The organism is Luteibaculum oceani, from assembly GCF_007995015.1.
Taxonomy (GTDB): Bacteria; Bacteroidota; Bacteroidia; order Flavobacteriales_D; family Luteibaculaceae; genus Luteibaculum; species Luteibaculum oceani.
The window spans coordinates 120,158-135,639 of the sequence record NZ_VORB01000005.1 but is presented as its reverse complement, the minus strand read 5'-3'; the positions used below and the strand labels follow the sequence as shown (position 1 = coordinate 135,639).

The 15,482-nt window shown below is 40.8% G+C and carries 13 protein-coding genes; 7 read left to right on the top strand and 6 right to left on the bottom strand.

Annotation, left to right across the window (positions count from 1 at the left end; all coding sequences use genetic code 11):
* Positions 1-2: 2 nt before the first annotated feature.
* Genes FRX97_RS06590 through FRX97_RS06560 form a run of 7 tightly spaced genes read left to right on the top strand, consistent with a single transcriptional unit; the run spans position 3 to position 7,925 of the window.
* Positions 3-1,178: an FtsW/RodA/SpoVE family cell cycle protein gene (locus FRX97_RS06590; protein ID WP_147014399.1), complete on the top strand. Its 1,176-nt coding sequence runs from the start codon at positions 3-5 to the stop codon at positions 1,176-1,178.
* A complete protein-coding gene (gene murG / locus FRX97_RS06585; protein ID WP_147014398.1) occupies positions 1,165-2,268 on the top strand; it encodes an undecaprenyldiphospho-muramoylpentapeptide beta-N-acetylglucosaminyltransferase in 1,104 nt (367 codons plus the stop codon). The genes FRX97_RS06590 and murG overlap by 14 nt, the downstream gene beginning before the upstream one ends.
* Positions 2,261-3,619, top strand: coding sequence for a UDP-N-acetylmuramate--L-alanine ligase (gene murC, locus FRX97_RS06580; protein ID WP_147014397.1), 1,359 nt, complete (start codon positions 2,261-2,263; stop codon positions 3,617-3,619). Before murG ends, murC begins: the two co-directional genes overlap by 8 nt.
* On the top strand, positions 3,620-4,387 hold the full coding sequence (locus FRX97_RS06575) for a cell division protein FtsQ/DivIB (protein WP_147014396.1): 768 nt from the start codon (positions 3,620-3,622) through the stop codon (positions 4,385-4,387).
* A gap of 3 nt (positions 4,388-4,390) precedes the next feature.
* A complete protein-coding gene (ftsA, locus tag FRX97_RS06570) occupies positions 4,391-5,668 on the top strand; it encodes a cell division protein FtsA (RefSeq protein ID WP_147014395.1) in 1,278 nt (425 codons plus the stop codon).
* A 33-nt stretch (positions 5,669-5,701) separates the two neighbouring features.
* Positions 5,702-7,477 (top strand): cell division protein FtsZ, encoded by a 1,776-nt coding sequence (gene ftsZ, locus FRX97_RS06565; protein WP_147014394.1) that lies wholly within the window; start codon positions 5,702-5,704, stop codon positions 7,475-7,477.
* Position 7,478: 1 nt separating this feature from the next.
* Positions 7,479-7,925 carry a GatB/YqeY domain-containing protein gene (locus FRX97_RS06560; protein WP_147014393.1) on the top strand — a complete coding sequence of 149 codons (447 nt, stop codon included), beginning with the start codon at positions 7,479-7,481 and terminating at the stop codon, positions 7,923-7,925.
* A gap of 147 nt (positions 7,926-8,072) precedes the next feature.
* On the opposite strand, the gene FRX97_RS06555 is transcribed toward FRX97_RS06560, so the two are convergent.
* From FRX97_RS06555 to FRX97_RS06530, 6 genes are all read right to left on the bottom strand, one after another.
* A complete protein-coding gene (locus tag FRX97_RS06555; protein ID WP_147014392.1) occupies positions 8,073-8,381 on the bottom strand; it encodes a type II toxin-antitoxin system RelE/ParE family toxin in 309 nt (102 codons plus the stop codon).
* A complete protein-coding gene (locus FRX97_RS06550; protein WP_147014391.1) occupies positions 8,363-8,605 on the bottom strand; it encodes a hypothetical protein in 243 nt (80 codons plus the stop codon). The genes FRX97_RS06555 and FRX97_RS06550 overlap by 19 nt, the downstream gene beginning before the upstream one ends.
* Positions 8,606-8,986: 381 nt before the next feature.
* Complete coding sequence (locus FRX97_RS06545; protein WP_147014390.1) at positions 8,987-9,388, bottom strand: hypothetical protein; 402 nt, start codon at positions 9,386-9,388, stop codon at positions 8,987-8,989.
* Between the two features lie 47 nt (positions 9,389-9,435).
* Entirely contained in the window at positions 9,436-10,239 is an 804-nt protein-coding gene (locus FRX97_RS06540) for a hypothetical protein (protein WP_147014389.1), read from the bottom strand.
* Between the two features lie 281 nt (positions 10,240-10,520).
* Entirely contained in the window at positions 10,521-11,942 is a 1,422-nt protein-coding gene (locus tag FRX97_RS06535) for a SusD/RagB family nutrient-binding outer membrane lipoprotein (RefSeq protein WP_147014388.1), read from the bottom strand.
* Positions 11,943-11,957: 15 nt separating this feature from the next.
* Positions 11,958-15,110 carry a SusC/RagA family TonB-linked outer membrane protein gene (locus FRX97_RS06530; RefSeq protein ID WP_147014387.1) on the bottom strand — a complete coding sequence of 1,051 codons (3,153 nt, stop codon included), beginning with the start codon at positions 15,108-15,110 and terminating at the stop codon, positions 11,958-11,960.
* Positions 15,111-15,482 lie beyond the last annotated feature (372 nt).

Below are 15,482 nucleotides of genomic sequence, written 5' to 3'. Positions count from 1 at the left end.
CAATGAGCGAACTATTTAAGAACATACAGGGCGATAAAAAAATCTGGCTGCTAAGCTGCTGCCTAGCCATTATATCCATTTTGGCGGTATACAGCTCGGTGTCGGCTTTGGCCTTTAAGCAAAGAGATGGACTCCCAGAACAAATTATCCTTAAACACGGGATAATCATGTTGGTGGGCTTTGCGCTTATGTATGTTATACACAGAGTTCGCTTTACCTATTTTTCAAAAATATCAGTGCTTTTAATGTGGTTAAGTGCTGGTTTACTGCTGTTTACCCTACTTAAGGGAAGTAGTATTAACAATGCGAATAGATGGTTGATTATTCCAGGTATTAACCAATCTTTTCAAACTTCCGATTTAGCTAAAATCGTGCTCATAGTCTTCTTGTCTAGAATGCTAGCTATGCGCAAGGAGTTTATAGAGGATTATCGACGAGTATTAATTCCAGCATCGGGGGCAGTTGCTTTAATTTGTGGCTTAATCCTTCCTGCTAACTTCTCCACTGCAGCCCTTTTGGGGGCGGTTTGTTTTTTACTCATGTTTATCGCAGGGGTTCCATTAAAACAATTATCTGTATTAGTAATCTCTGCTGGAGTTGGATTTTTTATGCTCATCCAAATTGCGGGTTCCTATCCCGATGTACTACCCAGGATGGCAACTTGGAAAAGTAGAATTGAAAATTTTGGTTCGGCTAAATCCGAAACCAATTACCAGGTGGAACACGCCAAGTACGCAATAGCTAATGGAGGTTTGCTGCCCAACGGTCCCGGTAAGGGAGCCAGTAGAAACTTCCTTCCTCACCCATATTCCGATATGATCTATGCCTTTATAATAGAAGAGTATGGCTCTATTATTGGTGGTGTTGGTCTGGTATTGCTCTACCTCATCCTATTACTTAGAAGTATTAAAATAGCCACGCGCTGCGAGAAACCTTTCGGTGCCTATGTAGTTACGGGCCTCAGCATGCTTATTGTATTTCAGGCGCTAACCAATATGGCGGTGGCTACCAATGTTATACCTGTAACTGGGCAACCCTTACCACTAGTGAGTTTAGGGGGGACATCTACCCTGTTTACTTGTTTGGCCATTGGAATGATTTTAAGTGTTTCTCGTTCGGTGTACGACGAGGATAACCCATCTAAAAACCAATTCAAGAAAGAGTATGGAGTTGCGTAGGGTTATCATAAGCGGAGGAGGAACTGGGGGGCATATTTTCCCAGCCATTGCTATTGCAGATGAAATAAAGTCGCAATATCCCCAATGCGATATCCTATTTGTAGGTGCGGAAGGGAAAATGGAAATGGAAAAAGTTCCTAAAGCAGGATATAAGATAGAGGGGTTGAACATCAGAGGGCTACAACGAAGCTTGAGTTTTGAGAACTTGAAATTCCCATTTAGGGTAATATCCAGCTTGCAAAAAGCGAAAAGAATTGTGCGGTCCTTTAATCCCGATGTGGCCGTTGGGGTAGGTGGATATGCTTCGGGTCCCTTGTTATTTGTAGCATCTAAAATGGGTGTGCCCTGTGTATTGCAAGAGCAAAATTCTTTTGCAGGGCTAACCAATAAGTTGTTGGCAAAAAGGGTGGCTAAAGTATGCACTGCTTACGATGAGGCTGCCAATTTCTTTCCTGACGGTATTGCAATTCAAACTGGAAATCCGGTAAGAAAGCAGCTTAAAACAGAACTTACTCGCGATAGTGCTAAAGAAGCTTTGGGCATGGACCCCAAAAAGCAAATGGTACTAGTAGTTGGAGGATCGCTAGGGGCGGGAGCTATTAACGAATTGCTTTTAGAAGAATTCGGTGGCATTACCGATGCCAATCTATGTCTGTTTTGGCAAACCGGTAAGATTTTCTGGAATAAACATGCAGCCGAACTGCAAAAGTTATCGGAGCATAACCACTCATTAAGAATAGAAGAATTTATAGAAGATATGGCTACAGCCTACGCTGCAGCGGATATTGTGGTGAGTAGAGCTGGAGCAATAGCCATTTCGGAATTACAGTATTTAGGAAAAGCCTGTGTGTTTGTTCCATCGCCCTTTGTGGCAGAAAATCACCAATTAAAAAATGCTCAGGCACTTATAAACAAGAATGCTGCGGTTTTGGTGGAGCAAAAAGAGATTAACAAACTAATTCCCGAGGTACTAAAGTTGGCTCAAAACCCAGAGGATAGGGTTGCTTTAGAAGTAGCCATGAAGGGAATGGCTAAGCCTAATGCCACGCAGGATATTGTAAAAATTATAGCAGAATTAAGTCATGCATAAAGACGGTCAGACATATAAAAACTTGTATTTCCTCGGAATTGGAGGAATAGGTATGTCTGCCTTGGCACAATATTATGCGGCTAAAGGATTGCAGGTTGCAGGTTACGATAGGTTCGAGTCTGATACCACTGATTTGTTAAAATCTAAAGGGATACCAGTAACCTTTACCGATAGCGAAGATGCCTTGCCCGGAAGTTGGTTAATAGATGAAACAGCGGTTATTTATACCCCTGCAGTACCAAAAGACTTAAAACGCCTAGCGCAGTTTAGAAGCTTGGGATTACCCATTTTTAAACGAAGCGAAGTATTGGGTTGGCTTTCGAAAGAAATTCCAACCGTTGCTATTGCTGGTACGCATGGTAAAACCACCACTACCTCTATTACCGCTCATATTTTTAAGTCGGCTGGTTATAGGGTGCTTGCTTTTATAGGTGGGATTTCTGCAAACTACGGGTCTAATATTATTATGGATGATAATCCCGAGGTGCTTATTGTAGAGGCCGACGAATTCGATAGAAGTTTCTTACACCTATCGCCAAAATGGGCGGTTATTACCTCTGTAGATCCCGATCACCTGGATATTTATTCCAATTCCGATGCGTTTTACGATGCATTCCATCAATTCGCGAATAGCGTTTCAGATGAATTGTTGCTACACCAGCAGGTTGGTGAGGAATTAAAAAAGAAAGACGCAAAACACTATCCCTCCGATGTATACGCTATACAATCAAGAGCTATAGTTGAAGGCAAAGTAGAAGTAAAGCTTAAAATTCAGAATAATCAGATCCAATTTACTTGGCTTATGCCTGGTAAGTACAATACCGAGAATGCATTGGCGGCCTGCTCCATGGCTGTTATGTATGGAATTACCAACCAAAAAATTTCAACCGCTATGGAAACTTATGCAGGGGTTAAAAGAAGATTCGAAGCCATTTACCAAGGCGTTAACGGGGTGTTGATTGACGACTATGCGCACCATCCCAACGAATTAGCAGCTCTGGGATCTGCGCTAAAGGAATTGTATCCAGGCAAAAAGATTACGCTTGTTTTCCAGCCGCATTTATACTCGAGAACTCGCGACTTTTTAAATGAGTTTGCCGAACAATTAAGTGCTTTCACTAAAGTACTTCTACTACCCATATATCCAGCCCGCGAAGAGCCCATTCCAGGAGTGTGTTCTGAGGCTTTACTGGAGAAAATTAATTGTGAAGATAAAGCTTGTATTGCCCCCTTCGATTTGCTGCATTACGCAGCTAAATTCGATGGAGATGTACTGGTATTAGCAGGAGCTGGCGATATCTCTAAAATGGTAGATCCGGTGAAAAAAATAATGGAAGGAACACAGGAATAGATGAAAAAACCGTGGATTAAAATAGTAGCAACTTGGGTGCTTATGCCGCTCGTTCTTGTGCTTATTTTGGCTTTCAACGCCAAAAAGCACAGCGAATTGGCGTGTAATGCCATTAAGGTGCAGGTAGATCCACGCGAGGGCCTTTCATTTATTACCAAGCGCGATGTGGAAACCAAAATTCTAAGTAGGAATGAAAATCTAATAGGAAAACCCATTTCTGAAATAGATTTCTACGCCTTGGAGCAATTGCTTTTAGAAATTCCACACGTAAAACACGTAAAAGTTTATACCAGTATTCGAGGGGATATCCACGTTAAGTTGAAACAAAAAAAGCCTTTGGCCCGCATTATTTACCCAGATGGCAATGGATTTTACCTTAATGCTGAGGGTGAAATTATGCCGTTATCCAAAAATTTTACGGCGAGGGTACTAACCGTAAATGGAAATATTTCTCGGAAATATTTAAAAGATAAATCGCTGGAAGCTGCGCCATTATTAGCTTCCATATATAAGTTGGCCAAGCAGATTGATGAAGATGAGTTTTTAAAAGCGCAACTTCAACAATTGTATGTTAATGAAAATCAGGAGTTTGAGTTCGTGCCAAGGGTGGGAAATCATATTATTGAATTTGGAGATGACTCCGAGTCGGAAACCAAATTCGAAAACCTAAAAATATTCTACCTACAAGGTCTTTCGTACAAAGGCTGGAATAGGTACCAAAAAGTTAGTTTAAAGTTTAAGGATCAGGTTGTCTGCACTAAAAAATAGACCATGGAACAAGAGGAAATCGTAGTTGGCTTAGATATCGGTACTACCAAAATTGCGTGTATCGTTGGTCGCAAAAATGAGTTTGGGAAAATAGAAATCGTAGGGATGGGTAAAACCGAATCCCTTGGAGTTTCTCGTGGGGTTGTTTCCAATATTGCACAAGCTGTGCAATCTATTGAGGAGGCTGTTGCTTTAGCGGAGAAAAAAGCTCAGGTAAACATTAGAAATGTGGTGGTTGGAATTGCGGGCCAGCACATTAAAAGTTACCAGCACCGCGGTCAAATAACGCTTAACTCGTACGAAGAAGAAATTACACAAGACGATGTAGATAGGCTTATCGATGATATGTATAAGCTAGTAACTCTTCCAGGAGAAGAAATTCTACACGCCTTACCTCAGGAATATATCGTGGATCACGAGCAAGGAATTAAAGATCCTGTTGGGATGTATGGTCGCCGACTCGAGGCTAATTTCCATGTTATTATCGGGCAGGTTGCAGCAGCTAAGAACATAAATCGCTGTATAGACAAGGCTGGATTAAAACTAGAGGAGATTGTTTTAGAGCCTCTTGCTTCGGCAGATGCGGTGCTTACCAAAGAAGAAAAAGAGGCAGGAGTGGTGCTGGTAGATATTGGTGGTGGAACTACGGATGTTGCCATTTTCCACGATGGAATTATTCGTCACTCAGCTGTAATTCCATTCGGTGGTAACGTAATTACAGAAGACATTAAGTCGGGATGTGCCATTCTTAAAAACCAGGCCGAAAAGCTGAAAGTTAAGTTTGGGTCTGCCCTGCAAGATGAGAGCCAGGAGAATGAAATTGTTTGTATTCCTGGCTTGCAAAACAGACCCTCTAAGGAGATTTCGGTAAAAAATTTGGCGGGAATTGTGCAGTGTAGAATGGAGGAGATCATCGACCATATCTACTACGAAATCAAAAACAGCAAGTTGCAAGACCAACTAATTGCTGGAATAGTCGTTACCGGAGGTGGTTCTCAGTTAAAGCATATCAAGCAATTGTTTGAATACAAAACAGGTTTTGATACGCGAATTGGTTACCCAAATATGCACCTCGGAAAATCATTCGATGATAGCATTGGTAGCCCATCGCACGCAACAGGTGTTGGACTTGTTATGAAAGGATTTAATGGTAAACAATCTGCAAACCCTGATAGCGCGGTTTACAACAACACTGTTAAGTACCATTCTAAAGCTAGAAAAGGAAATTTCTTTAAAACCATATTTAATAACGCAATTAAAATCCTCGACGAGGAAAATTAAAATCCATACAAACCATAATACCAATCCGTTATGATGAAATTTGATTTACCAAAAGACCACAGCTCAATTATCAAGGTAATTGGAGTAGGAGGCGGAGGATCTAACGCAGTAAACCACATGTACCAACGGGGTATACAAGGTGTGGATTTTATGATTTGTAACACCGATTCTCAGTCGTTGGATAAAAGTCCGGTTCCAGTTAAATTACAATTGGGAGCCAGCTTAACCGAAGGTAGAGGTGCGGGTTCTATTCCTGATGTTGGAAAGAACGCGGCTATCGAGAGTATAGACGACGTTAAGGAAATCCTTGAGAAAAATACAACCATGGTATTCATTACCGCCGGTATGGGTGGCGGTACAGGTACCGGTGCAGCACCTGTTATTGCACAGGCTGCAAGAGAAATGGGGATTTTAACGGTGGGAATTGTTACCATTCCTTTTAATTTCGAAGGAAGAAAAAGAAGAGATCAAGCGGCACGTGGATTGGAACAAATGCGCAATGCTGTTGATACCCTTCTGGTAATCCAAAACGATAAACTTAGAGAGGTTTATGGAAACCTTTCGCTTAAAGAAGCTTTTGCAAAAGCCGACGATGTATTAACTACCGCTGCAAAAGGAATTGCAGAAGTAGTTTCCATCACTGGAGAAATTAACGTGGATATGAACGATGTTCAAACCGTTATGAAAAACTCTGGTGTGGCGATCATGGGATCGGGACTTGCAGAAGGAGAAGGTCGTGCGCTTAAAGCCGTTGAATGTGCACTTGAATCACCACTTCTTAACGATAACGATATCTCTGGTGCTCAGTTTGTACTGCTTAACATTACCTACGGTAACCAAGAGATCATGATGGATGAAATCTCTACTATTACCGATTACATCCAAGAAGCTGCAGGTTCTACCGCAGATGTAATCTGGGGTTACGCGATAGACGAAGAACTTGGAGATAAAATTTCTGTAACGGTTATTGCTACTGGATTTAATGCCAATAGCGACATCAATAATCCTAACAGAGAAGAGGTAAAACAATACAGAGATTTAGAAGAAGACATTAAGCCGGTTGGAAAGAAAATTTCCAATCCTTTCGAAACATCTAATGCACCCAATCCAGTGCAGGAAGAAGAGCAGGAAGCCGAGCCATTTTTAGTTTCTAAACCAGTAGAGGAAAAGACCGAGCAGCAACCAGCTCCACAAGAACAGCCTATTGCATCTAAACCAGAGGAAGAGGTAAATGCCAGAGCAGAGCAGCCTGCAACCGAGGAAGAGCCTCAAGCTATGCGTTTTTCTGCCTTTGGAAGCAAACCAGAGCTGCGTTCCAATGAGCAAAATACTATGCAAACCCCTCGGCAAGAAGAGCCAGCTCCTCAGAAAAAGACCTACATACTTTTAGATGAGGATGAAGATGAAACGGAGGATAATAATACACACCAGGTAGAGGCGAATAAGCAGTTTAAGCAGGAGCAAGAAGAAGTAGTTGAAAACAACTATAATGCACCGGTAAATAGAGCGCATAAAGAGGAAAATAAAGACGATGCGCAACCGCAAATCGATTTGTTTTCTGGAGATCGCAAAACCATGGCAATTGAAACCGAGAAAATAGAAAAGCGCATTGCGAAGATTAAAGATATGTCAGATCGCATGCGTACTCCAGGTGGATTGGCGGAGTTAGAAAAAGAGCCAGCTTACGTTAGAGCTAATTTTAAGTTTAAAAACGTAGAAAGCGAAGACGATGAAAGCTCTCGCCTATCGTTAGATAAAGACAATTACCTAAACAGCGACAACAGCTTTTTACACGATAACGTAGATTAGAATGAGTTTAACTGCACAGATAAACGAGGATATAAAAACGGCCATGAAGGCCAAGGAGAAGGATAAGCTTGCAGCCCTTCGCGCTATAAAGTCGGCTTTATTATTAGAAGCTACTAAAGACGGTAGCGGAGATGTTGATGAAGCAACGGGAATGAAAATTCTACAAAAGCTTCACAAACAAAGAATGGAAGCCGCCGAAATCTTCAAGGAACAAAACCGCGAGGAACAGTACCAAGAAGAGATGTTGCAGGCCGAGGTAATCGAAGCTTATTTACCAGCAAAAATGTCAGCAGAAGAGCTAGAAACCGAACTTAAAACCATTATTAAGGATCTGGGCGTAAGCCAGGCCTCTGAAATGGGTAAAGTAATGGGAGTAGCCAGTAAAAAGTTGGCAGGAAAAGCCGATGGAAAAGAGATCTCTGCGGTAGTTCGCAAGCTTTTAAGTTAAAAACATCCCCTAATGATATCAAACCCCAGGCGCAAGTCTGGGGTTTTTTGTTTTGCATTAGTGGTAAAGAATCGAAAATAATCTGAGCTCACCGCACAGTGCTGGTGGATTTGTAATCCAGCCATATGAAAGGTTGGTTGGAAGGCATCACCGTTTCAGGAGATGCAATAGTTCTTTGGAATCTTGACGGTTATCCCAAAAGGCAAGTACGATTAATTCTTTGTCCGAGTGCTTATAATAAATGCTGTAATTCCCCATGCTGGCAACTCGTATGTTTTCTAACCCAGCTTTACGATACATCTGAGGTTTTTCTGCAATTTGAAGGGTTCTTTCCGTAACCTTATGTAATAATTTCCTAGAAAAAGTTACACTTTGGGTTCTGTTTACCCAATACTCTAGTACAATGGTTAATTGAATATCCGCAGTTTGGGTCCAAACTACTTGTCGTTTAGCCATTGTTTTTTTCGCTTGAGAAGTTCTTCTTGGGTAATAGTAGATCCGTATTTAATATCCTCTTCACTCATCAGTAGAAGCTGCTTTTGGAATTCGTTTAACGGATAAACATTTTCATTTTGTTGAGATGTAGCAATTAGTTGATCCAAGGCCTCTAAAAAAGCCTTGTTCTCTATGGACATTATCTTTTCAATTATTTCGTATCGGATCTTATCTACACTTGCCATATAAGTAAATTTACGGCTTTTTTAAATCATATACAGATACAAACCCTTCTTAAAATTGGCCCTTCCATTATGTTGGGAGTTTACTTGTCTTAACCCCATTATATCAATTAAATGGTATGTTTTTTTTCAAGTTGACATAAAGGTAACCCAAACCCCAACGCATGGCGCTGCTGGATTTGTAATCCAGCCCAGTGAAAGGTTTTAAACTGTAAACTTTGGGATTTAATGCACCTAATTCAACGGCTCCTTGAAGAAGATAGAGCCACCATATTTAAACTTATTGATTAAATGCCTAATAAAAAGAAGTTTAAAGACTTCTTTCTAATAAATGTAGCAGCACTGTAAAAGCAAAAAAGCCCGATTGCTCGAGCTTTTTTCGGCTTATTTAATTCCTCCATCGGGAATGATAGTGATTATCAATAGTAATATTGTAAATAAGAAAAGTAATACACTAAACAATGTGTAAAAAACACTTGTAAGCTTACGTCTACCTTGGCTCACAATATTTTTCAAAATCAAACGCCTTTCCTTTTCTGAGGTATTTTTTTTCACAAAACCAATACCCAACAGGTAAGCTACAGCTAAAGAAAAGCCTCCAATATATCCCATTCCAACTTTCGGAGTATCACTTGGTTTCCAAAATTCCAACAGCCCAACATTTACGCCTGTAAAGCATTCTAACAAAACAATTACAGAGTGTAAATTAAACACTATAAGAAAAACACCTAAAACGCCCGCATTTGTTGTATTATCAGCATTTCTTTTTCTATACAACCCTTTCATAAAATAGACATACGAAAGGTGATATTTAAACAAGTTTAAAAGCATACTTAATAGTTTTCAATCCCTGTTCCATACTCCACACCAGACTGTATCCAATCACTTATCGTTGTGCCAAGTAAAATTGCTCCACCTAATGGAGCCAAAGGAGTAAATAACATTACTGTCCCAGTTAAATATGCTGCTCCTTGCGCACCGTTTAGAGTAGCTCTACCATAATTACCATTCTGATAATCATTATAAGTTTGAATACCATTATCAAAAGCACCTAAAACACCACCTCCTCCATTCGAAACTTTAGAAATAACTTTCAAAGATTGAGGGGCTTTTTTGGCCATTTCTTTAATAGTCAAATCCGCAGCCAAACCAACTTCTGTAGTAACAATAGAGCCACCCCCTGAAATGTCAGACGGAATTCCTGAAATTGTATTCCCCCCACCTCGCTCAACCTCTGTCTGCACTACACCCTCAGCATGAAATTTGGTTCCAAAGGTTATGTAAAACTCTCCACCCTCAAATTCGAAATATTGCAACAAAAATCTTAGGTGAGCCACATTGGCATTGGGATTTCCAATGTAAAAGTTTTGGATTTCAGTTGGAGCTTCCACTTCGCTATCCTTATCCTTACTCTCGTCTTTGTTTTCTGGTGGAGGGGGTGGTGGTACCCATCTGGTTGGTTCCCAGCTCACATTCCATCCATGACTACCATACCAATTATAAGAATCCATTGGATTGTAGATGTTTCTATGTCCGAAGCCGAAGTTGTTATGTGAACCTCCATTATTAATAACAACAGGATCTCTTTCTACGGCTTCCGGTTCAATAATGTACCCGCTGGGGTCGGTATATTTCATAGGGTTATTCCAAACATAACTATATCTATTGAAATTCTGACTGTTCTATTTGTCTTGGATGTAGGGGGCTGCTCGCTAAACCCCACCGCACGGCGCTGCTGGATTTGTAAGTCAGCCATGTGAAAGATAGAAGAGTCTCTTGGAGTACGCACGCAAGAGTTGTGCTTATTGGCTTATGAAATGCTTACTAGCATTTTAATAAACCCCAAAACACAAAACCCCAGACAGTTTAACTGCCTGGGGTTAAATGCAAAAAGGAGGCCGAAGCCTCCTTTTAAGGTTTATTTATCGAACCACATCTTAGTATCAAGAGATGGTTGCGTTGGAGCGTTAGGGTTAGAGTTTACCTCATCTGGTGGATAAGGAAGCCTTCTAACAATATCTCCTAATGTTGCTCCATCCGGTAGAGAAAGAGCTGGGAACTCCAATCTTCTCCAGTTCGTCCAAGCTTCAATAGGCTTGTCAATAGAAGCAATCCAGTGTTGCTCAGCTATTAACTGAAGTCCTTGTGCTGGAGTTTGAGTAGCTAAGTTTGGAAGGGTTACCAAGTAAGCATCAATAGCCGTTTGGTCTACACCCCAGTATTGCATAGAGTTAGTGATCGCAGCGCGCATTTTTGCATCTGCATTTACCGCAGATCCAAATCTAAATTCAGCTTCTGCTTCCAAGAACAGCTGCTCTGTGTATGTAAATACGCGCTCTGGTGCGTCAGGACGTACAACGTTAAGGCTAATTCTAGCATCCTTGTCGTAGTCTCCAGATGTACCAGGCTCAACACCTCTAATTCCAGTAGTGTCGTTTCCAGGGAAGAAGTAAATGTTCAATCTAGGATCGTTGTACTTCTTCATAGTTTCTACAGTTACTTCAGAAGCAAAATAGAATAGGTTCTGACCACCAGCAAAGGTGTTTAGTACGTTCCAGTTTGGATTGTAGTGTCCAGACTCGTTGTAGAATCCATATTCTGCAGCTTCAGCATTGGATGAAATCATTCCACCTTCCGCTAGCATTGCTTGAATTTCACTTTGCTTAGAAGGATCTGAATCAACCATAGTCATCAAGATTCTAAACTTAAGTGATTTAGCAAATGCAATCCACTTTGGTACATTTCCTGCAAAATAGTGGTCGTTCGCCACGTTTACATCGTTTGGATCAAACTGGGCAATTGCAGCATCTAATTCTCCAAGTAGGCCATTTAAGATGTCCTCTTGTCTATCGAATTTAGGAGCATCGATGTCTGAATTAATTGCTTGTGAATATGGCACATCGCCCCACAACATGGTAGTTGTGTAGAAAATAAGTGCACGCATCACCTTGGCTTGTGCCGCGATGTTTGGTTTAGCAGGTCCACTCTCTGGATTTTCTGCGATGTCAATAGCAAACTTCAGGTTTTTCTGAGAGTTTGGATAGTGGTTTCTCCAAGTGTTACCTGTAGTAAATACAGAGAAAATGTAACGCTCCGGATTTCTAAATACGGATGCAGAAGCACCTGAGGCCCATAATTGGGTCCACATAGATCCCGATAATCCGATCTCTGTGGTTCTGTTGGTAGCGTATTCAGATTGAGCCGTGTAAATCAAGAATTCTGGATCTACATTGCTGGTTGTCTCAGGATCTTGGTTAACGTCTAACCAATCCTTTTTACAGCTTACTAGAGCCATGGTGCTCAATAGTAAGATGCCTATAAATGTTTTATTCAGTTTCATTGTTGTAAATCGGTTTTAAAGGGTTACACGTAGGTTAAATCCAATAGTTCTTGTACTAGGTACAGAAGCAAACTCTACCCCTTCACCAGTTAAGCTAGTTCCGAAGAAGTTTACCTCAGGATCGATGTGAGGAACCTCACTATCAATTAACCATAAGTTTCTTCCTTCGATACCTATTGATACTGATGCAAATGGGCTATTAGCTATCCATCTTTTTGGAAGGTTGTAACCAATTTTAAGTTCTCTTAGTTTCACAAAGTCAGCTGCGTAAGTAGATGGCTCTGCTAAACTGTTGTTAGAAATTTGTTGCCAGTAGTCTTGTGCAGAAACACTTGTTTCATTTGGCTTGTATCCAGTGATAGCACCACTTCCGTCTCTAACAACGTTTACTCCTTCATCAACAAAGTCAGCTCTTCCGTTTTCAGCAGTTTCTGCCGCTAAACCAGAGAAGCGTAAATCTTGTACAGTGTTAGAGTAAATTACTCCACCTTTTCTAATGTCGATAAGGAAAGAAGCGGTAACACCTTTGTAGCTAAATTCGTTGTTGATACCTAAAGTCCAGTCTGGGTAAATATCTCCTAAACGAACTCCAGATTCGAATTGTCTTAATCCAGTAGTCTCATCGATTACTACATCTCCGTTTGGAGATCTTACGTAACCACCACCGTAAAGACCGAATTCTTCTCCTTCTTCAGCTTTAATTTGTAGACCACTAAATCCTGAAGTTAAGGTGTACTCCTCAAGACCCGGTGCAAGCTCTTTTACAATTTGCTTGTTCGATCCAAAGTTAAAGGTAGATGTCCAAGTAAATCCGTTATCCAATTGTACCGGAATACCAGAAAGTAAGATTTCGATACCCTCGTTTTGGATGGTTCCTGCGTTTACAGTTTTAAGGTTAAATCCTGTAGACTGAGGAACTGTTAATTGAACGATTTGGTCTTTAGTTTGGATGTTGTAGTAGTTAATGTCCGTTCTTAATCTACCTCCGAAGAAGATTAACTCCGTACCAAATTCCTTAGTAATCTGACGCTGTGGCTTAAGATTAGCGTTAGGAATGGTGTTGGTTGCAGCAAACGCTGGTCTACCGTTGTGTGGGTAAAGCAGGTTAGGTACAAACTGGGTAAATGCATCTGAAAGTGGAGTAAAGAAGAAGTTCAATCTGTATGGATCCTCATCAGAACCTACAGCTGCAATGTTCGCTCTTAACTTACCTGAGAATAACCACTCTTTAGTGCTTTCTGGAAGAATTTCAGAGAACATGAAAGATGCAGAAGCACCAGGGTAGAAGTAAGATCTGTTATCTACCGGAAGGGTAGAAGACCAGTCGTTTCTTCCTGTTAATTCCAAGAATAAGTAATCCTTGTAACCAAATCTTAACTGAGCGAATAATCCATATAGTCTTCTCAACTCAGAGTCAGAGGTATTAGAAATACTCTGTGCGTTTGCATAAGTGTATAGATCTTTTGCTAATAGGTCAGCACCCTGGATACGCGTAGAATTTACACTTCTCTGGTTAACGTTATGTCCAAATAACCCGTCGAATTTAAAATCTTCATTAAGTTGCTTGGATACGTTTAACATCAACTCGGAGTTAATGGAGTTGTAGAAAATGTCTCTTACTTCATATTCTCCGTTTACTCTACCCAAAGTTCCTTTACGCATTACGTTTTCGCGAACGTCGCTATAGAAGTCATTTGCTAAACGGTACGTAGCCGATACGTTATCGCTAAACTTGTAATTTAAAGTTGCGTTACCGTAAAAACGATCTACATCGTTAAGGGTATTGTTGTGAGCAGTTACCCAGTATGGGTTGTTTATGGTTCTGTTACCATCTAATCCATAGGGGTTACCGAACTCATCCACTACGTTGTTTTGTAATTCTTCCTGAGAAATGGTTCTCGGAAGTCCATTGATTAATGCGATGGTGGTAGAAGGGTTATTCCCCCCTTGTCTAGCGTTACCCTCGGTTACAGTGTTGATATAACTACCAGCAACTTGCATGTGCAGTTTTTCTGTAAGCTGTCTTCCCGAGTTAATAGTAAATGTATTACGTTCTAAACTAGAGTTTGGAATAATACCAGACTGAGAAAGGTTGGTGTAACCAAAGCGGAAATCACCGTTTTCATCACCCTGTGAAAGAGAAACACTATTAATATAAGTAGCTCCTGTTTCGTAAAAGTTCTTTACGTTATCTGGATAAGCTCTTAAATTAGTAGAGTCACCTTTCCAATCTAATACTCTTTGCCCATTAATTTTTGGCCCCCAACCATTGGCAAAGTTCTGCGCGTCATAGTTTCCTTGATCCCCCTGAGCGTACTCATTTTGGAAATCAGGAAGTCTCAACGGATTGTCAAAACGCACAGAAGAGTTTAAAGTAACAGCTGTTTTCTTGCCAGATCCCTTTAAACTCTTCCCTGATTTAGTGGTAATGATGATGGCCCCGTTCTTAGCACGAGAACCGTATAGTACGGTTGCAGCTGCACCTTTAAGAACCGAGATGCTTTCGATATCATCTGGGTTAATGTCTGCAGCACGGTTACCAACGTCTACACCTCCCGTAATAATGTCGTTACGAGTTCCGTTAAATCCGGAGTTAGAAAGTGGGTTACCATCTACTACAAACAGTGGCTGGTTATTACCCGAAAGCGAAGTTGCTCCACGGATAATGATTTTAGCACCACCCCCAAGAGAACCCGACTGACTGGTAACACGCACTCCAGGAACTTTTCCTGCCATGGTGTTAAGAACGTTCGCGTCCCTTGCTTTGGTTGTTTCTTCACCGTCAATAGTAGTAACTGCGTAACCAAGCTCTTTCTTCTCACGAACAATTGCGTTGGCTGTTACTACTACCTCGTTTAGGTCGAGTGAGCTGGTACGTAAAGAAACATTAATAGTGTTTTCGGCACCAATGGCTACTTTCTTTCTTTCAAATCCAACGAAAGAGAAGATGAGGGCGGTAGCATCGGATCCTACTTTCAGTTCGTACTTACCGTCGATGTCGGTAATCGTACCTACTGATTCATTTTCTGCTATCCTGACGGATACCCCTGGTAAGGGCGTTTGGTCATCGGCGGAGATTACCGTCCCCCGAATGGTTCTTTCCTGAGCCCAAAGCTGGACACTCAGTAGGAAAGAACAGATCAACAATAATGCTGATTGCTTTTTCATAGATTGTTGTTTTTGATTTAAACTTTTACTCAATTGTTAAAAGTTGGATTTTAAACGAGGGTCAAAAATCCAAAACTGCCTAAAACTAAAGAAAATCCATTCGAAATCATAGCGAATATTAACGTTTGTTTACTTTAAATCTAGGATAAGCGGTTTAAAATGTAGGTTATACGGCGGGTTTTGAGCCCTGAAACGATTGTGTATAAATTGCCTGAAATAGGTCTAGATGGATTCCTATGGGTCAAGTTAGTGTGGTTTTTTCTAATGCGGCAATCTTAGATAGTTTAAATAAATGAAAAACTAAGCTAGGTCATTATATATATTAATTGAAATCAGTCCAATTCCATCTAAGTCGTATTTTTTCGAGATTCC